Origin of the sequence: Myxococcus sp. AM011 (assembly GCF_013372595.1) — a bacterium.
Lineage (GTDB): Bacteria > Myxococcota > Myxococcia > Myxococcales > Myxococcaceae > Myxococcus > Myxococcus eversor.
In genome coordinates this window covers 1-22,221 of record NZ_JABXEM010000201.1, presented here as the reverse complement: position 1 = coordinate 22,221, position 22,221 = coordinate 1, and the positions used below count along the sequence as shown (strand labels likewise).

Annotated in this window: 21 protein-coding genes; 9 read left to right on the top strand and 12 right to left on the bottom strand. The window is 69.6% G+C overall.

Going from position 1 to position 22,221, the window contains the following annotated elements:
- Positions 1–242: 242 nt before the first annotated feature.
- From HUW62_RS33300 to ftsE, 7 genes are all read right to left on the bottom strand, one after another.
- Entirely contained in the window at positions 243–539 is a 297-nt protein-coding gene (locus HUW62_RS33300) for a hypothetical protein (RefSeq protein WP_163865341.1), read from the bottom strand.
- A 2-nt stretch (positions 540–541) separates the two neighbouring features.
- On the bottom strand, positions 542–2,431 hold the full coding sequence (locus HUW62_RS33295; protein WP_368670528.1) for a PEGA domain-containing protein: 1,890 nt from the start codon (positions 2,429–2,431) through the stop codon (positions 542–544).
- 92 nt (positions 2,432–2,523) lie between these two features.
- Positions 2,524–3,894 (bottom strand): S41 family peptidase, encoded by a 1,371-nt coding sequence (locus HUW62_RS33290; RefSeq protein ID WP_163865343.1) that lies wholly within the window; start codon positions 3,892–3,894, stop codon positions 2,524–2,526.
- A 57-nt stretch (positions 3,895–3,951) separates the two neighbouring features.
- Positions 3,952–4,812, bottom strand: a complete 861-nt coding sequence (locus HUW62_RS33285) for an alpha/beta fold hydrolase (RefSeq protein WP_163865344.1) — start codon at positions 4,810–4,812, stop codon at positions 3,952–3,954.
- A gap of 76 nt (positions 4,813–4,888) precedes the next feature.
- Positions 4,889–6,013: a murein hydrolase activator EnvC gene (locus HUW62_RS33280; RefSeq protein ID WP_176436702.1), complete on the bottom strand. Its 1,125-nt coding sequence runs from the start codon at positions 6,011–6,013 to the stop codon at positions 4,889–4,891.
- Positions 6,010–6,912 carry an ABC transporter permease gene (locus HUW62_RS33275; RefSeq protein ID WP_163865346.1) on the bottom strand — a complete coding sequence of 301 codons (903 nt, stop codon included), beginning with the start codon at positions 6,910–6,912 and terminating at the stop codon, positions 6,010–6,012. The genes HUW62_RS33280 and HUW62_RS33275 overlap by 4 nt, the downstream gene beginning before the upstream one ends.
- Positions 6,909–7,601 carry a cell division ATP-binding protein FtsE gene (gene ftsE / locus HUW62_RS33270; protein ID WP_163865347.1) on the bottom strand — a complete coding sequence of 231 codons (693 nt, stop codon included), beginning with the start codon at positions 7,599–7,601 and terminating at the stop codon, positions 6,909–6,911. The genes HUW62_RS33275 and ftsE overlap by 4 nt, the downstream gene beginning before the upstream one ends.
- A 122-nt stretch (positions 7,602–7,723) precedes the next feature.
- On the opposite strand from ftsE, the gene HUW62_RS33265 reads away from it, so the two are divergent.
- Positions 7,724–9,196 carry a DASS family sodium-coupled anion symporter gene (locus HUW62_RS33265; protein ID WP_163865348.1) on the top strand — a complete coding sequence of 491 codons (1,473 nt, stop codon included), beginning with the start codon at positions 7,724–7,726 and terminating at the stop codon, positions 9,194–9,196.
- A gap of 63 nt (positions 9,197–9,259) precedes the next feature.
- Here the strand turns inward: HUW62_RS33265 and HUW62_RS33260 are convergent, their stop codons facing one another.
- Positions 9,260–9,817: a nickel-dependent hydrogenase large subunit gene (locus HUW62_RS33260; protein WP_163865349.1), complete on the bottom strand. Its 558-nt coding sequence runs from the start codon at positions 9,815–9,817 to the stop codon at positions 9,260–9,262.
- A gap of 244 nt (positions 9,818–10,061) precedes the next feature.
- Here HUW62_RS33260 and carF point away from each other — a divergent pair, with 244 nt between their 5' ends.
- A complete protein-coding gene (gene carF / locus HUW62_RS33255) occupies positions 10,062–10,928 on the top strand; it encodes a plasmanylethanolamine desaturase (RefSeq protein ID WP_163865350.1) in 867 nt (288 codons plus the stop codon).
- Positions 10,929–11,052: 124 nt separating this feature from the next.
- On the opposite strand, the gene murI is transcribed toward carF, so the two are convergent.
- Positions 11,053–11,868, bottom strand: a complete 816-nt coding sequence (gene murI, locus HUW62_RS33250; protein ID WP_163865351.1) for a glutamate racemase — start codon at positions 11,866–11,868, stop codon at positions 11,053–11,055.
- Positions 11,869–11,983: 115 nt separating this feature from the next.
- Complete coding sequence (locus tag HUW62_RS33245; protein WP_176436701.1) at positions 11,984–13,297, bottom strand: hypothetical protein; 1,314 nt, start codon at positions 13,295–13,297, stop codon at positions 11,984–11,986.
- 169 nt (positions 13,298–13,466) lie between these two features.
- Between HUW62_RS33245 and HUW62_RS33240 the strand changes: the two genes are divergently transcribed.
- From HUW62_RS33240 to HUW62_RS33210, 7 genes are read left to right on the top strand one after another with little or no spacing between them, the layout of a single operon-like run.
- A complete protein-coding gene (locus tag HUW62_RS33240; protein WP_163865353.1) occupies positions 13,467–14,177 on the top strand; it encodes a MotA/TolQ/ExbB proton channel family protein in 711 nt (236 codons plus the stop codon).
- Between the two features lie 12 nt (positions 14,178–14,189).
- On the top strand, positions 14,190–14,663 hold the full coding sequence (gene tolR / locus HUW62_RS33235) for a protein TolR (protein ID WP_176436700.1): 474 nt from the start codon (positions 14,190–14,192) through the stop codon (positions 14,661–14,663).
- Positions 14,664–14,666: 3 nt separating this feature from the next.
- Positions 14,667–15,452, top strand: coding sequence for an energy transducer TonB (locus HUW62_RS33230; RefSeq protein ID WP_163865355.1), 786 nt, complete (start codon positions 14,667–14,669; stop codon positions 15,450–15,452).
- On the top strand, positions 15,449–16,744 hold the full coding sequence (locus HUW62_RS33225; protein WP_176436699.1) for an LpqB family beta-propeller domain-containing protein: 1,296 nt from the start codon (positions 15,449–15,451) through the stop codon (positions 16,742–16,744). Before HUW62_RS33230 ends, HUW62_RS33225 begins: the two co-directional genes overlap by 4 nt.
- A gap of 50 nt (positions 16,745–16,794) precedes the next feature.
- Positions 16,795–17,979: an aminotransferase class V-fold PLP-dependent enzyme gene (locus HUW62_RS33220; RefSeq protein WP_176436698.1), complete on the top strand. Its 1,185-nt coding sequence runs from the start codon at positions 16,795–16,797 to the stop codon at positions 17,977–17,979.
- 14 nt (positions 17,980–17,993) lie between these two features.
- Entirely contained in the window at positions 17,994–18,929 is a 936-nt protein-coding gene (locus HUW62_RS33215) for a Ppx/GppA phosphatase family protein (protein ID WP_176436697.1), read from the top strand.
- An 11-nt stretch (positions 18,930–18,940) separates the two neighbouring features.
- Positions 18,941–20,227 carry an MFS transporter gene (locus tag HUW62_RS33210; protein WP_163865359.1) on the top strand — a complete coding sequence of 429 codons (1,287 nt, stop codon included), beginning with the start codon at positions 18,941–18,943 and terminating at the stop codon, positions 20,225–20,227.
- A 168-nt stretch (positions 20,228–20,395) separates the two neighbouring features.
- On the opposite strand, the gene HUW62_RS33205 is transcribed toward HUW62_RS33210, so the two are convergent.
- Together HUW62_RS33205 and HUW62_RS33200 are read right to left on the bottom strand one after the other, a co-directional pair.
- Entirely contained in the window at positions 20,396–21,715 is a 1,320-nt protein-coding gene (locus HUW62_RS33205; RefSeq protein ID WP_176436696.1) for a lysophospholipid acyltransferase family protein, read from the bottom strand.
- A 35-nt stretch (positions 21,716–21,750) separates the two neighbouring features.
- Positions 21,751–22,218 (bottom strand): hypothetical protein, encoded by a 468-nt coding sequence (locus HUW62_RS33200; protein ID WP_176436704.1) that lies wholly within the window; start codon positions 22,216–22,218, stop codon positions 21,751–21,753.
- Between the last annotated feature and the right edge of the window lie 3 nt (positions 22,219–22,221).

The following is a 22,221-nucleotide window of genomic DNA, read 5'->3' as shown; positions in this document are numbered from 1 at the left end:
CATCAGCACTCCGACGCGCTTGCCCATGTCGATGAAACCTCCTGGGCCCACGACAGAGCACGACGGATGCCAACCCCTCCCGGAAGGGAGGCCCCCCGGCTTGGCCCCGACAGTCCCCGTGGAGACGCGGGTTTGCGTCGGCAGGGGGGCGGCCGGGCGGGCGTGTCTCCGAAGACACGGCGCGGCAACCGGACCACGCGAAGCGAGGGGCTGTAGGAACTACCGCCCCTCGCGGGCGAGGACTACGGCCGGCCCGAGTCCACGGGGCCTGCGTCCACGGGGCCTGCGTCCACGGGACCCGCATCCCCCGTCCCGGGCCCTGGGGTGCCCGAATCGGTGCCGGAATCCGGGCGGCCCGCGTCGGGGACGGCGGAGTCATCACGGATGCAGATGTCGTCCTCGCAGGCGAAGCCCTCGAGGCACTGGTTGCGGTCGTCACACGGCTGCCCCTCCTCGTCGAAGTCGACGAGGAGGCTGCACGCGGACAGGCCCAGGGACAGGGCCACGACGGGAATGAGGAAACGAAGGGGACGGCGCATGGCTAGTAATTCCGGAGATCGTCTTCGTCGATGGACGGCCGCTTCTTCTTCTCGTCTTCCTCGCGCTTGCGCCGCTCCTCTTCGTCGCGCTTGCGCTTGGCCTCCGCATCCGCCTCTTCCTGCTTGCGGCGCTCGTCCAACTCGCGGCGCTGGCGATCCACCTCTTCACGCCGCTTGCGCAGCTCCTCTTCCCGCTGGGCGGCCTCGTCGTCCTTCGTGCGGCGCGTGTCCTGCGTGCGCGTCGTGGGAGGAGGCGCCACCGGCTCGGTCGTCGGAGGCGGCGTCTTCGCGGCCGGGGCCGTGGGCGTCGCCTTCGCGGGAGGAGCCGCGGGCGTCGTCTTCGCCGGAGGCGGCGGAGGCGGCATGGGCAGGGACTCACCCACGGGCCTGGTGCCCTTGGGAGGCGGCGGCATGCTCAAGGAGTCGCTCTTGCCATCGCTCTTCGCCGGGGGCGGCGTGGCCTTCGACTTCTTGGGCGTGGGTGCGGGAGCGGGCTTGGAGTCACCACCGCTGCCGCCACCGCCGGAGAAGGCGAACCAGCCACCCAGGCCCGCGGCGACCGCGCCGGTGAGCAGGCCGATGTCCGCGACGAGCGCGTACGTCTTGCCCGTGTCCTTGAAGTCCTGCGCGCGAGGGCTGGTCTGCGGCGCGCGGCGGAAGTCATCCTCCTTCGAGGACGCCTCCATGCCGAAGTAGATGCCGCCCGCGAGCAGCGCCACGCCAGTGGCCATCAGCACGTAGCCCATCGTCTTGCGGTTGGAGCCGCCGCCGCCCGAGAAGTGCGTGACGGGCTTGTTGCCGGCGAGACGGGCCGTGTCCGCGCCCACCAGGGAGGACAGGAGCGCGTCGGAGCCGGTGGCCATTCCCTCGCCCGAGGGCACCGCGCCCACGGCGTAGGCCAGGTTGTGTCCATCCGTGACATCGAGCCGCAGGCCCGTCACCTGGAGCGGCGCGGTGCCCGTGCCACCGCGCACCAGCAGCGCCAGCACCTGGGACACGCCCGCGAGCGCACCCAGCTCCCGCAGGGCCACGTCCCGCTCCGACCCTTCCGGCTTGCGAACGATGCGGTCAGAGATGGCCTGCAGCGCGCGCATGGACGCGGCGGGGGCCAGCGTGAGCTTCGTGTCACTCTCGCGCGCCCGGCGCTGCTCCACCTCGAAGCCCGGCGCCATCACCGTCACGAAGTGGTCCGCGGGCGTCAGGCCCTTGAGCTCCACCGGAGACACGCCCCGGAACTGGCCGTCCACGTACACCTGCGCGGGCACGGGCTCGGTGCTCACCGACAGCGTCCCCGTGGAGCCGGCCAGGGCCGCCTTGCGCTCCTTGTCCACGAAGGCCATGTCGTCCGGCGGGAAGAAGTTGGGCGAGAACTGGGCGCGAGGGTCCACCGCCAGCACCGCGCGAATCTCCAGCTGCGCCGCCGTGCTCTCGCCGTTGGCCACCTGCGAGGCCGCCTTCATCACCCGGGCGCGGCTCAGGTCGCCGAAGTTGCGCGACATGTCACTCGCTTCGAACGCGCGAGCCGCCGCGTCGAACTGCTGGAGCGCCTTCTGCGTGTCCAGTTCGTCGTACGCCATCTGGCCCGCCTTCATCGCCTCGGCGCCCTCGGCGGCCTTCGCCTCACGCGCGGCCTTGCCCCGCGCGTCCAGCGCGTCGGTGAGCCTCACCAGGTCCAGTCGACCGGAGCGCGCCACCGACTGCTCGGCCCAGTACGCCAGCCGCGCCGCCTCCGTTCGTGATGTCGCATCCAGCGAGATGGCCACCACCGTCACGGAGGACGGTGAGGCGGTGGGTACTGCTCGGGGAGTCAGTCGGAGGGGGAGGCTCGACTGCGCGGCGGCGGGGCCCACGGCCAGCATGCCCACCAACCACCCGCTGAGGGCCGCGTGCATCGCGCGTTTGCTCGAAGGTCGCATCACTCGTTCACCTTTGTCCGCCCGCCATCAAACGGAGGTCTCGCCGAAAAGCAAGGGGGAAGGAGTCCTCAACGACCCTCGGCGCGAGCCGGAGGCCGTGCCGAAGTGGTGGTCAGCGCGTTGAGATACTCGAGCGAGACCTTGAGCGGGTAGTCCTTGAGGGCCGCCGTCGCCTCCCAGGGCGCCAGGTTCTCCGGCAGGCCCCGGGGCGCGGATGACGACGGCGCGGAAGCGTCGGTGGACTCGGCGCGGAAGTGGCGCTGGAGGTCCTTCTCGCGCGGCGTCTCGCGGCCCGGCTTGCCACCGGGTTCGTCCGGCACGACGTAGTCGGGGGTGATTCCCCGCTCCTGGATGCTGCGGCCCTTGGGCGTGTAGTAGCGGGCGATGGTCAGCTTCAGGCCGGAGCCGTCCTCCAGCTCGATGACCGTCTGGACACTGCCCTTGCCGAACGTCTGCGTGCCCAGGACGGTGGCGCGGCCGTGGTCCTGGAGCGCGCCCGCCACGATTTCGGACGCGGAGGCGCTGCCCGCGTTGACCAGCACGACGAGGGGGTAGTTCTTCTCCGTGTCGCGGTCCTTGCTGCGCTCCTCGGTGGCGTTGCGGCCGTCCCTGCCCCGCGTGGAGACGATGGGCAGGTTGCCCGGCAGGAAGCGGTCGCTCATCGCCACCGCCTGGTCCAACAGGCCACCCGGGTTGTTGCGCAAGTCCAGCACCAGTCCGCGCAGCTCCTTGCCTCCGTTGAGGCCGCGCAGCCTGTCGAGCTCCTTGCGCAGGTACTGGTCCGTGCGCTCCTGGAAGTTCTTCACCTTGACGTGGCCGATGCCGCCGTACAGCTCGCCCTCCACGGAGACGATGCGGATGTGGTCCCGGATGATGGCGATTTCGCGGGGGGCAGTGAAGCCGTGCCGCAGGATGCTCAGGAGCACGCGTCCGCCGGCGGGGCCTCGCATCTTCTGCATGGCGCGCCCCACGTCCATGCCCCGCGTGCTCTCTCCGTCGATGCCCACCAGTTCGTCGCCCGCCTTGATTCCCGCGCGCGCCGCCGGGGTGTCGTCGATGGGCGCCACGACGATGATGCGGTCGTTCTTGCGCGCGATTTCGATGCCCAGGCCGCCCCACTCGCCCGAGGTGTCTATCTTCATCTCGCGGAAGACCTCCGGCGGCATGAAGACGGTGTGCGGGTCCAACGTGTCGAGCATCCCCTGGATGGCGCCGTAGACGAGCCGCTCCTGGTCCGGCGCCTCCACGTAGTTGTTCTCCACGTAGGACAGCACGCGCGCGAAGGTCTCCAGCTGGCGGTAGGTGGCGTCGTCCTTCTCCGCCCGCGTCGCTCTCGCGCTGTTCGCGGGCGCGCCCTTCTTCTCATCCGCGGCCGAGGGCCCTGACAGGAGGAGGAGCGCGACCAGCGCCGCGCGCCATGGCTGATGGAGACCCGTCACGTCGGTACGTCCTTTCGCGGTGAAGCTCGAAGGGGCGTCCCAGTCTATACCCAGCCCTCAGAGGCTCGACGCATCCGCGAAGCGCACCAGATGCGACACCAGCTCGTCCGGACGCTCCATCTGCGGCACGTGCCCGAAGCCCTGCACCACCCTCACCTGCGCATGCGCGGGCAGGTGGGCGCGGAACCAGTCCAGCGAGCGCGACGGCAGCAACCGCTCGCTGCCGCCCCACAGGAACAGCACCGGCATGGACAGCTTGCGCACCGCCTCTGGCTCCAGGCTGAGCCGGGAGGTCATCGCCTCGGCGGTGAGGGCCTTCACGGTGGGTGTGTCATAGAAGCGGCGCAGCTCGGGCGCCAGGAGCAGCGCCGGCAGCGGCGCCTGGTGGAACAGTCGCCGGGTGAAGGCGCGAGCCTCCGCGGGTGTGCCCACCTTGAACGAGTTGAGCAGCGCGGTGCTCTCCTCCACCGGCAGCTCCGCGCCCGCGGGCGCCACCAGCACCAGGGCGCGCACCCACTGGGGATACTCGGACGCGAGGCTCACCGCCATCGCCCCGCCCAGCGAGTTGCCGACGACGAAGGCCGGCTCCTTCACCTCCTGCTCCACGAAGCCGCGCAGCACCTCGAACTGGTTGCGCACGCAGACCTGGCCGCCGCAGTACTCGGTGGAGAAGCCGTGGCCCGGCAGGTCCGGTGCGACGACGCGGGAGAAGCGCTTCGCCAGGCCGAAGAACGTCCGGCCAAAGCCGTTGGCCGAACCGCCCAGCCCGTGCACCAGCACCACCGGCGGCCCCTTCCCCTGCCCCTTCAGCGAGTAGAAGTGCACCGATTGGCCCCCGACATCGACTGTCGAGGACTGGACACCTCGCGCCACCAGGACGCGCCGTACCGCCTTCTGCATTCCGCCCATGAGGTCCATGCGCTCGCCTGCTCCTCTCGTGCTGGGAGTCCGTTGCCTCAGGATAACAAGCCGTGAATCACTTCGCCGCAACGCGTCATTGCGTTGGAACCAGCCAAGGGGCCGGGTCGACGGCCTGCCCGCCCTTTCGGACCTCGAAGTAGAGGTACGAGCCCTTGAGCGAGCCGGTGTCTCCCACCTCGCCCACCACCTCGCCCGAGGCCACGGCGGCGCCCAGCTCCAGGGCGATGGAGGACAGGTGGGCCATGAGCGTGTGGTAGCCGTCGCCGTGGTCGACGATGAGCAGGTTGCCGTAGCCCCGCAGGGAGCCCGCATAGACGACGGTGCCATCCGCCACGGCCACCACCGGGGTGCCGGAGGCGGCGCGGATGTCGAGCCCCTTCTGCACGGTGACGGTGTTGAAGCGCGGGTTCACCACCTTGCCGAAGGCCACCTCGATGATGCCGCGCGCGGGCTGGGGCAGCTTGCCGCGCAGGGCGCCGAAGCCGTGCGTGGCGGGGGCCTCCTTCAGCTCTCGCACCACCTGGGACAGCTCCGCGTCCGCCTGCTCCAGCTCCTTCACCGCGCGGCGGGCCAGCTCCGCCTCGCCCGCGAGCGAGCCCACCACCTCCTCGAGCGCCTCGTGCTGCGCGCGAGCCAGTCGCTCCTGCTCCTGGAGGAACGTGACGCGCGCGGCCAGCGAGGACTGGAGTCGCTTCAGCTCCAACGTGGACTGGCGCTGCAGGTGGGCCACGCGCTGCACGCCGCGCAAGAGGTCCAAGTCGCCCGACATGCTCGCTTCCAGCGCGCGCGCCCTCCACACCAGCGCGGCGAAGTCCTCGGCGGACAGGAGCACCTCCAGCGGCCGGCGACGCATGACGCGGTAGAGGGTGCGCAGCCGGGGGGACAGGCGACGGAGCTGCACGCGCAGCGCCTCGCGCAGCAGCACCTCCTCGCGCTCGGCCAGGATGACGCGCTTGCGGAACACCGCGAGGTCCGCGTCCAGGGCCCTCACGCGACGGCGGGAGAAGGCGACCATCTCCTCCATCAGCTCCAGGCCCTCGAGCACCGTGAGCTTCTTCGACTCCACGAGCGCCAGCGTCGCGCGCTGGGCGGCGAGCTTCTCGCGCAGCTCGGACTGCTCCGCCTCCTCCAGCTTCTGCGCGCGCGCTGGGAGGCTGGCCAGCAGCAGCGCCAGGGCGAGGACGAAGGACCGGCTCATACGCGCAGGAAACGCCCCACCGCGACGAAGCTGCCGCCCAGCCCCAGGCCGCACCCCGCGCCCACCAGTTCCATCACCAATCGCGGCTCCACCCACGGCGCCGCCACGCCCGGGCCCAGGAGGAACGCGAACAGCGAGCCCAGCGTGGGCCCCACCAGCCGACCGAAGGCCCACAGCCCGAGCAGCGCCACGCCCGCGCCGAGCAGACCTTGAAGCAGCCCCTCCAGCAGGAAGGGCGCCTTGACGAAGCGGTCCGTGGCGCCCACGAGCTTCTGGATTTCAATCTCCTCGCGCCGCGAATAGATGGCGAGCTGGAGCGTGGCCGCGACGATGACCACGGTGGCGCCCAGCACGACGACGAAGGCCACCAGCGAGCCGAAGCGCAGGGCCCGGGCGATGGCCGTCAGTCGCTCCACGGCCTGCTCTCCGTAGTCCACGCCGGACACACCCGGCAGCGCGCGCAGCTCCTTGGCCAGGACCTGGAGCGCCTCGGGCGTGCGCTGCTCCGGAGGAACGCGCAGCTCCAGCGCCGCGGGCAACGGGTTCTCCGGCAGCTCCGCCAGGGCCTCGCCCAAATCCCCCAGCTCGGTGCGAAGGCGCTCGAGCGCGGCATCCGGAGGCACCAGCGTCACCTGGCCCTTGCTGAGCTCCTCGACGCGGGCGCGCACGCCGTGCGCCTCGTCCTGCCCCAGCTCCGGCGCCAGATACACCGTGACTTCCACTTCGCCGCCCAGCGACGCGAGTAGATTGTCCAGCACCCGCGCGCTGCCTCGCGCGAGCCCCGCGGAGAACAGGGCAATCGCGATGGTCGTCACCGCGATGAAGTGCACGAAGGGCGAGTGCTTGAGCCCCACCGCCGCCGAACGCCAGAAGTACCGCGTCTTCGCCAGCGCGCTCATACGACCATCCGTCGCGCCGCCTTGACGCCGTCCTCGTCGGAGACAATCTGACCGCGCTCCAACCGCACCGTGCGCTTCTGATAGCGGGCCAGCAGCGTGGCGTCGTGCGTGGCCACCACCACCGTGGTGCCTCGGATGTTCACCTGGGTGAGCAGGTCCATGATTTCGACGGTGAGCGCCGGGTCCAGGTTTCCGGTGGGCTCGTCCGCCAGGAGGATGGTCGGGTCGTTCACGAGCGCGCGCGCAATCACCACGCGCTGCTGCTCTCCACCGGAGAGTCGCAGGGGGAACGAGTTCGCCTTGTGCTCCAGGCCCACCAGCTTCAGCATCCGGCGCACCTTGTCCCGAGCCGCCGCGCGCGGCACGCCCAGCACGTCCAGCGTGAAGGACACGTTGTCCTCCACCGTCCGGTGCGGCAGCAGCTTGAAGTCCTGGAACACGACGCCGATGTTGCGGCGCAGGTAGGGCACGGCGGACTCGCGGATGCGGGCGATGTTGCGGCCCCCCACCAGAATCTGCCCCTTGGTGGCCTTCTCGGCGCAGAAGATGAGCTTGAGCAGCGTCGTCTTCCCCGCGCCGGAAGGGCCCGTGAGGAAGACGAACTCGCCCTTCTCCACACTGAGGTTGATATCCGAGAGCACCGGCGGATCGCCGGGATACGCCTTGTAGACGTGGAAGAATTGAATCATGGCGCGGCGCGGGAGAGCGCCAACCTACCACGGCCGGGCGGAGGCGACCCACGCACGCCGGGAAGGTGGCCGGGCTTTCCCCTCCCACCCTCGGCGCCACCTGTGCGACGGTGGCACGCCATATGAGCGAGCAGGCCGCGCGGCGTGCGACGACGGGACAGTGGGTGGGACGCATCGCCGGACCCGTGGCCGCCGCCCTCATCTACGGGGTTCCCTCGGGTCTGCACACCCTGCCGGGGCTGGACCACCGCCCCGCCGCCGCGGCCGCCGTCGCCGCGTGGATGGCCCTCTGGTGGTTCACCGAGGCCGTCCCCATGGCGTGGACCGCGGTGCTCCCCGTGGTGCTCTTCCCGCTCCTGGGCGTCTTCGACACGGACAACGTCGCCGTCGCGGTGGGCCGCGCCACCCTGCCCTTCCTGGACCCCTACATCTTCCTCTTCATGGGAGGCATGGCCCTGGGCGCGGGCATGGAGCAGTGGGGACTGCACCGGAGAATCGCCCTGCTCATCATGCGCGCCGTGGGCACCGGGCCGGAGCGTCTGCTGTTCGGCATGCTCGCGGCCACCGCCGCCGTGTCGCTCTGGATTTCCAACACCGCCACGGCGGTGATGATGGTGCCCATCGGCATGGCGCTGCTCGCCCAACTGCGCACCGCCGAGGGCCGCCCTCTGGAGCACTTCGGCGCGGCGCTCATGCTGGCCGTCGCGTACGGCTCCAACATCGGCGGCATCGGCACCAAGATTGGCAGCCCCACCAACTCCGTCTTCGCGGGCGTGGTGTCACGCCGGATGGGCACCGACGTCGGCTTCGTCGAGTACATGGTGGCGGCCCTGCCCTTCGTCCTCATCTTCCTGCCGCTGACGTGGGCGGTGCTGTGGCGCTGGGCCCGTCGCGACAAGATGGGGCCCGGCCAGGGCGGGGACGTCATCAACCGCGAGCTGGCTCAACTCGGCCCCCTGTCCCGGGGCGAGCGCACGGTGGGCCTCGTCTTCTTCGCGGCCGCGGTGCTGTGGATTTTCGGCGACCCGATTCGTGAGGTCCTCGCCGGCCCCGTGGCCCGCGCCTTCAACGGCTTCAAGCTGGGGGGCAAGCACTACGAGGCCACGGTGGCGATCGTCGGCGCCGTGACGCTGCTCGTGCTGGGGCGCCTGTCCGTGGCGGCCCTGCGGCGCGTGCCCTGGGACACGCTGCTCCTGCTGGGCGGGGGCTTCGCGCTGGCGGCGGGAATCGAGGCCAGTGGACTGGCCTCCTGGATGACCTCGCGCCTGTCCGGCCTGGAGTCGCTGCCTGTCATGGTGCAGCACGGCGTCGTCGCCAGCGCCACCATCCTGCTGTCGGCCATCGCCTCCAATACGGCGACGACGAACGTCATGCTCAACGTGCTGCCCGCCTCGCGGCCCCTCCTGGCGGTGAGCACCTTCGCGGCCTCGTGCGACTTCGCGCTGCCCGCGGGCACGCCGCCCAACGCCATCGTCTTCGGCAGCGGCGTGGTGCGCCTGCCGGTGATGATGCGCGTGGGAGTGCTGCTGGACCTGCTCGCCGCGGCGGTGCTCACGGTGTACGGAGCGACCTGGGTGGCGTGGGTGCTGCCCTAGTCGGGAAGTGTCGACCTCCCGACACCGCGCTCCTGGAGCGACGTGCCACCAGGGAGCCGCGGGCTACTGGTCGCCTTCTCCGGCGAGGTAGCTGAGGATGACCTCGTCGAGGCTCTTCTCGGAGATGAGGTCCTCTCCGAACAGCGTCTCGACACCGACCTCGTTGATCTTCGGCTTCTCCTTAAGGGCGCGAGCGGCGGCGACCTCGGGGGGAAGCATGGGAGGCAGGGGCGCGACGGGAGCGACGACCACCGGCTTGGGTGCGACCGGGCCGGGCTGCATCTTCGCGTGGGCCTGTTCGGCCTCCGAGGCCAGTTGACCGGGCTGATAGTGCCGGACCGTGGACTCGAAGTTGTCGTACACGTTGTTGATGAGGTTGCGCAGCATCTCCTTGTGCTGCTCCTCCATCAACTCCCGGACGACCTCCGCCAGATTCTCCGCGTTGAGGATGTCCGAATAGGACGTCTTCTTGGACGCGAGGATGTTACCGCCCACGAACAGGTGGGTGATGATGTGGGGATTGTTGACGCCCGAGTCCTCGGTCTGGACGTGGTAAACCTTCCCCTTGTGCTTGATGTTGTGGTTGAAGCCGGTGACGGCCTTCTCAAAGGTTTTCGTCATTGCCGAGGGGCGGACCGTACCAGCCGCTTCCCCACGACACAAGGTAAGCGTCAACCCCGCATGTCACGACCTGGGGGACGGGCCCCCAGACGCGCGCGATTCTTGCGGTCGACGCCCGCCTGCCATGCAGCCCACCTTTCGAGTGGGACCGCGACCTCCGTCCGTTGAAAAGCCGAAAGCGGCTGGGGTACGTACAGGGCATGCGGTGCGGTGTTGAGCGGCGCCAACGTCCAGGACTCCACGGATGAAGAAGACGAACGAGATCAAGAACAAGGTTCGCCTCCAGGACGCCCAGGTCCTGGCCGGAGGCTACTCACCCGCCATCCGCGCCATGGAGATTGGCGCCATCGTCAGCTTCATCGCGCTGGAGCTGTTCCTGGTGTACCGGCTCTACAACAACCCGCACGGCGGCCCATGGCTGCTCCTGAGCGCGGTGCTGCTGGGCTACCTCGCCGCGGACTTCGTCTCCGGCTTCGTCCACTGGATGGGCGACACGTGGGGCTCCACGGAGATGCCGGTGCTGGGCAAGGCGCTCATCCGCCCCTTCCGCGAGCACCACGTCGACGAGAAGGCCATCACCCGCCACGACTTCGTGGAGACCAACGGCAACAACTGCCTCATCTCCCTGCCCGTGGCCGTGGCCGCCGTGTCCATGCCGCTCACCAGCTCCGGCTGGGTGTTCTGCGCCAGCTTCCTGGGCGCGATGATCTTCTGGGTGATGGCGACCAACCAGTTCCACAAGTGGTCGCACATGGACTCGCCGCCGGCCCTCATCGGCTTCCTGCAGCGCGTGCACCTCATCCTGCCGCCGGCGCACCACCGCATCCACCACACCGCGCCCTTCAACAAGTACTACTGCATCACCGTGGGCTGGCTGAACTGGCCGCTCAACCTGGTGCACTTCTTCCCGCTGGCGGAGCGACTCGTGACGCGCGTCACCGGTCTCGTCCCCCGCGAGGACGACATCGGTGACGAGGCGGCCCGCGCGCTCGTGGAGGCCCAGGTCGCCGCCGAGGCCCCCGTCGTCCAGGTCGCCAAGGAGCTGCTCACCAAGGCCACCACGCCGGAAGAGACTCCGCCCGTCCCCGTCACCACCCGCCCGTCGTCCTGAGCGGGCCCCACGGGCGGCAACGCCCGTGTCCTGGTGACTCGGGCGAGCTCCAGCCACGCGATGCGCTGGAGCCTGAACCATCGACGAGTGAGGCCCGCGTGCCGCGCGGGCGCCTCCTCCCGACTCAGAACTTCAGGTCCACCTGCTCGGCGGAGTCGATGGGCCGGCCGAGGAACCTCGCCCCCACCTCCATGAAGCGCTCGGGCACATCCGTCACGTAGTACGCGTGAGACGGGCCACTCGCCGTGGCGGGCGCCAGCATCTCCTTGCGAGCCAGCAGCGCCGCCACCGCCAGCGCGGTGGCCTCCGCCGAGTCCACCAGCGCGACGTCGGGCCCCACCACCTCCGCGATGACGCCCTTGAGCAGCGGGTAGTGGGTGCAACCCAGGACGAGCGTGTCCACGCCGTCGCGCGCGAACTCCCCCAGGTACTCACGCGCCGTCAGCAAGGGCACGTCGCCCGTCGTCCAACCTTCCTCCGCCAGCGGCACGAAGAGCGGACACGCGCGCGCCTTCACCTTTACATGGGGATTCGCGGCCTCCAGCGCCCGCTGATAGGCCCCGGAGCGGATGGTGCCCGGCGTGCCGATGACGCCCACGCCGCCGCCCCGCGTGCGCTCCAGGGCCGCCTGGGCGCCCGGCTGGATGACACCCACCACCGGCACCGGCAGCGCCGCCTCCAGCGCCGGCAGGGCCGCGGCGGAGGCCGTGTTGCAAGCCACCACCAGCAGCTTGATGCCGCGCTCCAGCAGGAACTCCGCGTTCTTCAGCGAGTAGCGCGTCACCACCTCGCCGGACTTGGTGCCGTAGGGCACCCGCGCAGTGTCCCCCAGGTACACCGTGCTCTCGTGGGGGAGGTGCGCCATGAGTGACTTGAGGACCGTGAGGCCTCCGACACCCGAATCGAATACGCCAATGGGACTGTGGCTGCCTTGCCGCATGTCCGGTGTCCCTATCACGTTTGATGCCAACGACAGGGTCTCCCCCCGCAACGCGAAGAGGGCCGAGGCACGTGGCCCCGACCCTCTTCTTCACCCCACGAGCGAGCGGGCTCGACTACGGCTGCGGGAACAGCGAGACCAGGGCGGCGCTGCTCGGCCCCGGGAACACGTGACCCGAGACGTTGATGAACACGCTGTCGTTCACCGAGAAGTACTCCGTGCCGTTGCCCGCCCTCGCATACATCTCCACCTCGTAGCGGCCCGGGCGGAGGAACTCGTAGACCACCGGCGCGTCGTTGCAGCCGTGCCGGTCACCGACGATGCCGTACACGAGCTCCCCGGTGAAGGCGTCGCGGAAGTTGATGGCCACCTCGGTGATGCCCGCCTGCGAGCAGCTCAGCGCGGAGCCACCGGCGCGCAGCTCCCACTTGATGGACGCCCCGCCAATCACCCACATCGAGGCCAGCACGTTCTTCGTCTCACCGGCCTGAAGAGAGAACTGCCCGCTGTAATAATACCAGGGACGGTTCTGCCCATCGACGGCCACCAGCTGCAGGTCATGGTTGCCGGCGTTCAGCGTGGGCGTGGTGACGCTGGCGCCCGAGCTGCCCTCCGAGCAGCTGAAGCGGACCCACTCGCCTCCGTTGATGCGGGCCTCCACGTGCGTCACCCCAGCCTGCCCACAGCCCAGCCTGCTCGACCCGTCCACGAACTCCCACCGGATGGCGGCGCCGCTGCTCGAGGAGCGCAGGGTGGCCGTGTAGGACGTCGGCTCGCCGTAGCGGGTGACGAACCGGCCGCTGTGGGCGTACATCGTGCGCTGCTGCGAGTCGAGGGCGACCAGCTCCAGGCTGTGCTCACCCGGGTCCAGGTACGGCGTCTTCACGCTGTTGCCACCATGCCCCGCCGTGCAGTCGAAGCGCGCCCACTGCCCGCCATCCACCCGGGCATCCACGAAGGCCACACCCGCCTGGTTGCAGTTCGGGTTGCCGCTGCTGGAGTTCGCCGGGAACAGCCAGTTCACGTACGCGAAGGACGGCGGGGCGCCCAGCGGCGCGAGGTCGATGTTCACCGTCACGTCGCCATCCACCCGGAAGGTGCCCGTCGCCTCGTACAGCACCTCGTTGGTGTAGCTGATGGCCTCCAGGTTGAAGCTGTAGATGCCCGGCGCGAAGTCGTGGAGGACGATGCCGTCGAAGCCGTTGGCCTGGCACGCGTATTGGCCGTCGTTGGCGAGTCGCTCACCGGGAATCGTGATGTTGACCCCCTTGATGTCGCGGTCCTCGTCGCAGCGCAGCCCGCCGAAGGTCCAGCGGAACGTCGCGTCGCCCGGATAGATGGGTTCGTCGTAGCCGTCGTCGCCGTGGACGATGCAGCCGGTGGAGACCGCCGCCAGGCAGAGGAGAGCAACCAGCAGTCGGGAGTTCATGGGGGGAACCTGTTCGTGGGGTGTTGAGGTGTTCGGCCCGTTTCAGTCACCTCTGACGACCGCCTCCGGGAATTATTCATCCGTACGGCCAAGCAACTTCAAGCAGGCAACCAGCCCCCACCCTGGTTTGTTTGACCCAGTTGTAGCGGAGTGTTACGCGCTCCACCTCATGACGCCCCACCTGCCCCTGGCGCTTGGCGCCATGAACTACGTGGAGATCATCCGCGACGCTTCCCTCATCGAGCTGGCCGTCCTGCTGCTCCTGATGGGGGTCTCCGTGGCTTCCTGGGCCCTCATCGCCATGAAGGCCACCCAGCTGTCCAAGGCTCGCGCACAGTCTCTCACCTTCCTCGACACCTTCTGGAAGGCGTCCCGGCTGGAGGCCATCTATCAGACGGCCCAGAAGCTCGACGCCTCGCCCCTGTCCAAGGTCTTCTGCGCCGGCTACGAGGAGCTGTCCAAGCTGGCCCAGGTCAAGGAAGGCGGCGCCGAGGGCGCCATGGCCGAGCGGCTGGGCGGAATCGAGAACGTGGAGCGCGCGCTGATGCGGGCCTCCACGTCGCAAATCACGGAGCTGGAGGCGCGCGTGTCGTTCCTGGGCACCGTGGGCGCGGCGTCGCCCTTCGTGGGCCTGTTCGGCACCGTCATCGGCATCCTCAGCGCGTTCAATCAAATCGCCGAGCAGGGCAACGCGACGCTGGCCACGGTGGCGGCGCCGGTGGGCAACGCGCTGTTCGCCACGGCGGCGGGCCTGTTCGCCGCGATTCCGGCCGTGGTCGCCTACAACTCGTTCGTCAGCCGCATCAAGGTGTTCGACACGGAGATGTCGAACTTCTCCGCGGACTTCCTCAACATCATCAAGCGTCACTTCTTCCGCTAGGCGGTCGCGACCATGGGCATGGGCGGAGGCAATCGCGGCGGTGGCCGCACCACGATGAGCGAGATCAACGTCACGCCCATGGTGGACGTGATGCTGGTGCTGCTCATCATCTTCATGGTGACCGCGCCCCTCATCCAGCAGGGCGTGAAGGTGAACCTGCCGGAGACGAAGGCCGCGCCCGTGGAGGCCACGGAGAAGAAGGTGGTCCTCTCCATCGACGCGGGCAAGAAGGTCTACATCGGCGACGCCGAGGTGCCCCTGGAGGAGCTGGAGGCGAAGCTCGCCACCAACGCCAAGGTGCAGGCCGACAAGGAAGTGTTCCTCCATGCCGACCGGGACGTGCCCTACGGCACCGTCGTGGAGGTCATGGCGGCCGCGCAGCGCGCGGGCATCAACAATGTGGGGATGATCACGGACCCTTCCACGGGGGCCAAGACGTCCAACACTTCGTCCACCTCGAAGAAGCCGAAGGAGGCGAAGCGCTAGCCCATGCACTCCGCGGTGAGCCACAGCCTGCTCCTCAACCGCTCCGCGAAGGTGTCGCCCTTCGTCATCGCGTCCGTGGTGGGGCACATCGCCCTGCTGCTCGCCGCGGTGCTGTACGCGCGCTTCAACGCGTCGCCCCCGGTGGACCTCACCGCGCAGCCCATCCGCGCCACGCTGGTGCGCCTGGGCAAGCCCCGCGACGCCAAGCTCCTGCCTCGCAAGGAGCAGCCGCCACCGCCGCCCAAGCAGGTGGACGCGCCCAAGCCCGCGCCGGAGGCCCCTCCCCCGCCCTCTTCCGCCGCCGTCGCGGTGCCCATCCCCGGCGTCAAGCCGGAGCCGGCCTCCGCGGCCAAGCCCACGCCGGTGAAGGGCGAGAAGGAAGGCGAGGACCGCCGCAAGCGGCTCTTCGGCGCCTTCGACAAGACGGCCAAGGCGTCGCCGGAAGAAGAGCCCGAGGGCGCCGAGGATGGTGACGCGGACGGCGACTCGGCCACCGCCGAGGGCGAGCGCTACTTCGGGATGCTCCAGGCGCAGGTGCGGCGCAACTACAGCGTCGCGGACACCATCCCGGAGTCGGAGCGCATGCACCTCAAGGCCCTCGTCGCGCTGCGTCTGGGACGCGCGGGCGAAGTGCTGGACGTGAACCTCACCAAGCCCAGCGGCAATGATTTGTTCGACGCGGCGGTCCTCAACGCTGTGCGCAAGGCATCACCCTTCTCGCCTCCTCCCGACCACCTTCGAGACGCGCTGCAGAAGAACGGCGTCAACCTGATGTTCAACGCCCTATGAAAGCCCTGCTCCTCTCCCTCGTCCTCGTTCCGCTCGCGGCGCTCGCACAGACGCCGACCATCGAAATCTCCGGCGCCAACTTCCGCCCGCTGCCCGTGGCGGTGCCCGCGCCCATCACCCAGAACGAGGGCGCCAAGGCGCAGGCCAGCGCCTTCGACTCGGCGTTCAACTTCGACCTCGTGGCCTCCGGCATCCTCCAGGTGCTGGACCGCAAGAGCTTCACGGCCGACCCCAAGGAGGGCATGGCCGCCGGCACCATCACCTTCAGCCGCTGGGCGGACGTGGGCGCCGAGGCGCTGGTGAAGATTTCGCTCGCGGACGACGCGGGCACGCTGCGCGGCGAATTGCGCCTGTTCAACGTGGGCACCGGCCGCGAGGACCTCAAGGTCGCCAAGGACGCGCCGGGCAACAACCCGTCCCTCTTGGCCCACCGGCTGGCGGACGCGCTGTACCGGCACTTCACCCGCGAGCCCAGCCCGTTCCTCTCGCGCATCACCTACGTGCGCAAGGCGGGCAACAACCGCGACGTGGTGGTGTCTGACTGGGACGGCGGCAACCCGGTGTCCCTCACCAAGGGCGGCATCAACATCCTCCCCTCGCTGAGCCAGGACGGCACGCAGGTGGCGTACACGTCCTACCGGAAGAACCGGCCGGACATCTGGGTGCAGCGTCCGGGTGGCGAGGCCCGCTCGGTGGTCTCCTCCGGGCAGATGGCCACCGGTGGCGCCTTCTCTCCGGACGGCAAGCGCCTGGCGTACGCGCTGGCCGAGGGTGAGAGCGCGCAAATCTACGTGTCCAACACCGACGGCAGCGGCGCGAAGGCCATCACCGACACGCCCTACGGCCTCAACACCAGCCCCGTCTGGTCGCCCGACGGCAAGCGCATCGCCTTCGTGTCCAACCGGGGCGGCAGCCCTCAAATCTACGTCATGGGCGCGGATGGCTCGGGCGTGCGACGCCTCACCTTCCAGGGCAACTACAACCAGACGCCGGACTGGTCTCCGCGCGGCGACCTCATCGCCTTCACCGCGCGCGACGAGCGCAACGCGTTCGACCTGTTCACCATCCACGTCGAGACGGGCAAGGTGACGCGCCTGACGCAGGACCAGGGCAACAACGAGGAGCCCGCCTTCTCGCCCAACGGTCGGCTGGTCCTCTTCTCCACCACCCGGGCGGGTGGCTCGCAGCTCTTCGTGATGACAGCGGAGGGCAACAACCAGCTTCCCCTGCGGGCGGAGAAGGGCACGCTCCTGACGCCCGACTGGGCGCCGCTGGCGGACGCGCAGCCATAGAAGTCGCGGCACGTTGACAGGGGGCGCGTGCTCGGGTCCAGTTCCCGCGCATGAGCGCCCCTTTCCGTTCCCACTGGGGACTGGACCCCGAGGTCCGGTTCCTCAACCACGGCTCCTACGGTGCGTGCCCCACCGCCGTGCTCCAGAAGCAGGCGGAGCTGCGCGCGCGCATGGAGTCGGAGCCCGTCCGCTTCCTCCACCGCGAAATCGAGCCGCTGCTGGACGCGGCCCGGGCCACGCTCGCGGACTTCCTGGGCGCGGATGCGGAGGACGTGTCCTTCGTCACCAACGCCACCAGCGGCGTCACCACGGTGTTGCGCTCGCTGCGCTTCGAGCCGGGTGACGAGCTGCTCACCACGGACCACGAATACAACGCCAGCCGCAACGCGCTCGACTTCGTCGCGGCCCACTGGGGCGTGAAGGTCGTCGTGGCGAAGCTGCCCTGGCCGGTGACGTCCGCGCAGTCGGTGGTGGACGCGGTGCTCGCGCACGTGACGCCTCGCACGCGCCTGTTGCTGGTGGACCACATCTCCAGCCAGACAGCGCTGGTGATGCCCATCGCCCGGCTCATCTCCGAGCTGCGGGAGAAGGGAATCGAAACGCTGGTGGACGGCGCGCACGGGCCGGGCATGGTGCCGCTGTCATTGCGCACGCTGGGCGCGGGCTACTACACGGGCAACTGCCACAAGTGGCTGTGCGCACCCAAGGGCGCGGCGTTCCTCCACGTGCGCCGTGACTTGCAGGAAGGCCTGATGCCCCTGGCGGTGAGCCATGGCCGCAACTCGCCCCGCACGGACCGCTCCCGCTTCCGGCTCAACTTCGACTGGACGGGGACGCATGACCCGTCCGCCGCGCTCTGCGTCCCGGAAGCCCTGCGGGTGATGGGGGGCCTGCTGCCCGGCGGCTGGCCCGAGCTGATGGCGGCCAACCGGAGCAAGGCCCTGGCCGCGCGCGCGCTGCTGTGCGAGCGACTGAAGTCCGCCCCCGCCTGCCCCGAGGACATGGTGGGCAGCATGGCGGTGGTGACGCTGCCCCCCGGCTACCCGGTGCAGCCCGAGCCGCCCCTCTACCTGGACCCGCTCCACCTGCGCCTGTTCGACGAGTACCGCATCGAGGTACCCATCACCGCCTGGCCCAGGCCTCCGCATCGTCACGTCCGGGTGTCCGCGCAGGTCTACAACACCGCCGACGAGTACCAGGCGCTGGCGGACGCTTTGGAAGCGCTGCTGCGTTGAGTAGGCTTGCGCGCATGCCGCGATTCGCCACCATCGACATCGGTACCAACTCCGTGCTGCTGCTGGTCGCGGAGCGCACAGCGGAGGGCCGCTTCGAGGCCGTCCAGGAGCGCGCGGAAATCACGCGACTGGGCCGAGGCGTGGACGCCACGCGCCAGTTGTCGGCGGAGGGCATGGAGGCCACGCTCGCGGTGCTGGAGTCCTTCGCGCGCGAGGCGCGGGAGCTGGGCGCGGAGGACATCGCGGTCTCCGCCACCAGCGCGGCGCGCGACGCGAGCAACGGCGCGGAGTTCCTCTCCGCCGCGAAGGAGCGCGCGGGTGTCACGGTGGAGATCATCTCCGGGCAACTGGAGGCGCAGTTGTCCTTCGCCGCGGTGTACTCGGACTTCGCGGGCGAGGCGGCGGGGCCGCTGCTGGTGCTGGACATCGGCGGAGGCTCCACGGAGTTCATCTTCGGCAACCCCGCGGGCCACGTGGAGTTCCGCCACAGCTTCGACGTGGGCGCGGTGCGGCTCACCGAGCGCTTCGTGCGCTCCGACCCGATGTCCCCGGAGGACCGGGCCCGCATCGAGTCGCACCTGCGCGACACCTTCAAGACGCTGCCGGCGCCTCCGCCCGCCTCGGTGCTGGTGGGCGTCGCGGGCACGGTGACGACGCTGTACGCGGTGCGGCACGCCATCGATCCGTACGACGCGGAGCGGGTGCACGGTGGAACGCTGTCCGTGGGCGAGCTGACCGCGCTCGTGGACCGGCTATGCCAGATGCCGCTGGAAGAACGACGTGCCCTGCCAGGCATGCAGCCCAAGCGCGCGGACGTCGTCCCCGCAGGGGCCATCATCTTGTTGGAGTCGGTGAAGGCCTTGGGCCTGGACGGGTGCCGCGTGAGTGACAGAGGGTTGAGGTGGGGACTGCTGGAGCACCGCTTCGGTGCCGGGGCGGCCCGGTCATGAGCGCTCCTTCCATGAGCCTCTCGCCCTCGCCCGCTCCTCCGTCCTCGCCCGCCACGGCGCCCATCGCCCCCGCGGCGAATGCCGGGTACGCGCTGCTCATCCTCACGCTCATCAACCTGGTCAACTACCTGGACCGGTACATCGTCGCGGTGGCGCTGCCGGGCATCCAGAAGGAGTTCGGCATCAACGACACCCAGTCGGGGCTGCTGGGCACCATGTTCATCGTGGTGTTCATGCTGGCCTCGCCGGTGGGCGGCTTCCTGGGTGACAGGTATCCGCGTCGGCTGCTGGTGGCGGGCGGCGTGTTGCTGTGGAGCCTCGCGACGGGAGCCAGCGGGCTGGCCACGTCCTTCATCGCGTTGCTCGTCGCGCGCGCGGTGATTGGCATCGGCGAGGCGGGCTATGGCGCGGTGGCGCCGAGCATCATCTCCGACCTGTACCCTCGAGAGCAGCGCACGCGGATGCTGGCTTTCTTCTACATCGCCATTCCGGTGGGCGCAGCCGCGGGCTATGGCCTGGGCGGCTGGCTGACGCAGCAGTACTCGTGGCACGTGGCCTTCTTCGCGGGAGGCGTGCCGGGCCTGATTCTGGGGGTGATGGCCTTCTTCATGCCGGAGCCGAAGCGCGGCGCCATGGACGGGCCGGACGCGGAGACGAAGCTGCCCTTCATGGTGGGCCTCAGGGGTCTGGGTCGCAACGCCGCCTTCTGGGCGGTGACGGCGGGCTACACGCTGATGACGTTCTCCATCGGTGGCCTGGGCTTCTGGATGCCGACGTACCTGGTGCGCGAGCGAGGGATGGCGGGAGACAGCGCGGGCTTCATCTTCGGCGCGATTACGGCGGTGGCGGGCCTGTTGGGGACGGTGGCGGGCGGCTGGCTGGGCGACAGGATGGACCGCAAGCGCGAGGGCGGTGGACTGTGGATGTCCGGCATCGGCCTGTTGCTGGCGGCGCCGTGCATGTATCTGGCGGTCAACCTGAAGGAAGTGGGCCCCTCGCTCGCGGCGATGGGCGTGGCGCAGTTCCTCATCTTCCTCAACAGCGGCCCCATCAACGCGGCCATCGTCAACTGCGTGCCGCCCGCGTTCCGCGCCTTCGCCATGGGGCTGAACGTGTTGTGCATCCACCTGCTGGGAGACGCGATTTCGCCCGCGCTCATCGGCAACATCGCCGACGCGGCGAACCTGCGCACCGCCATCGCGGTGAACGCCCTGCCCGTCCTGCTGGGCGGCTTTGCCCTGCTCCTCGGTGCGAGGTTGTTCCGCGAGGCAGTGCCACGAGCGCGCGCGACCGCCTGACAGTGGAAGCCATGCCGCGCGATGCCGAGAGGCATGGCCCTACATCGGTCACCTGCCTCTTCCGCGAGACAGGGTCGCTCGCGCTACCAACTGCGAGGGGGCGTGCCGTGCTCGTGCCGCCGAGAGGCGCCTCTCAGCCCATCGGACACCTCGCGTCTTCCGCGAGCGCTACCGCCTGACGACCGCATCGACCTTCGGCCGGTACTCTTCCGCCAGTCGCTCCACCTCGGCGGCCAGCCGCTCGCCATCGGAGAGCAGCAGCGCCTTGAGGCGAGCGCGATTGCCCAGCGTGAAGAACACGTCGATGTCCCGCTTCAGCACGTCCCAGCGCTCCGCGAAGTAGAGCGTGAAGAGGGCCAGGGGCGGCACGGCGACGAAGGTGAGGACCGCCCAGACGGCCCCTCCCCACACTCCCGCGGCAACCGTCAGCGCGCCCCACCACACCAGCGCCACGACGAAGGCCGTGAGGAACTTCACCGTCGCCTGCACGTCCAACTCGGCCTTGCGGCTGGCGGCCCGAGGCACCTGGTAGGGCAGCCAGAAGAGCGCCAGGCCCAGGGCAGCGAGCGGCAGACCGAACACCAGCGCCAGCAGGTTCTTCACGACGAAGAGGACGACATTGCCCGTGCGGTAGACGAGCGCGAGGTCCTTCGGCCCTTCCGCGTGCACCAGCGCCAGACGACGTTGAAACGATGCCAGGTGCGTGCGCACGTCCTCGAAGCGCTCGGGCTCCTGGGCGCGGAACAACTGCACACCTCGCGCCCACAGACGCAGGCGCTCCGCGTCCAACGTCCCGCCTTGCTTGAAGGAGAAGAGCTGCTCGGCGAGCTGCACCAGCGGCAGGTCCGCCCACTGCTCCAGATTGAGCGTCACTGCACGGAGCCCTTCGGCGATGCGCTCGGTGAGCGCGCGCACGGACTCAGGCTCCGACGCGGCATCGGCGGGGAGGAACGCAGCGACGTCGATGGCGGGCCCCACGTCGATGAGGACCTCGCTGCGGAACACGTGCTTCTCCGCGTACGTGAGGCCCACGGGGACGATGCGCACCGGAGCGCCTTCCTTCGCGGCGCTCAGGGCGATGCGCGAGGCCCCCGTCTTCAGCTCCGCGAGACCGGGCTCGGAGTGGCTCTTCCCCTCGGGGAAGATGGTGATGGCGCGACCCTGCACGAGCGCGCCCTTGGCGGCGTCCAGCGTGCCCTCGTTGCCACCCATCTTCGTGGGGTCATCCTGCTTCCGGTACACGGGCAGCGCATCCAGCCCCTTGAGCAACCAGCCCAGGACGGGCAGGCGGAACAGCGGCGCCTTCGCCAGGAACGTCACCTTGCGGCGCGTGAGGACGAAGACGAGGGCCGGGTCGATGAGGCCGTTGGGGTGGTTGCCCACGAAGAGCACCGGGCCCTCGGGCTCGGCGTCGGGCGCATTCACCTTCACCCGGTAGAAGAGTCGCAGACACACCGCCACCACGGCCCGGACGCACGCGTAGAACACGGCCCGGACTGTACCTCACGAGCGGACGCGACTGCTCACGGGTACTGGTCCACCACGAGGATGACCCCCGTGTTGTCCTGCACCACGGAGAAGCCCTTCATCGGGCTCGGGTAGGCAATCAGCCCCTCGCCGTCACGGTCCCACCGCGCATCCAGCAGGATTCCGCAGAACGGCACCGACATCGCGCCACTCTCCGGCAGGAACACCCGGTCATACCGACCGAACACCCGGTGCTTCGTCACGTACAACCGTCCGCCGATGCGCGCGCCGGGCAGCTTCGTCTCCCCCTCCTCCCGAGGCAGCGCAATCACGAAGCTGTAGTTGTACCGGGCCGGCCCTGGGTGGTCCTGGATGGCATCGACGATGACGGGGACCTTGTCGCCCGGCTTCAGTCCCAGCCGGTCCATCTGGACGAGCGAGCCCTTCGGACACGTCCCCTCCGGCGGCATCCACTTGGGGCGCTCCGGCTTCGGCGCCGCGTCCTTCGTGTGGCCACACCCCACCCC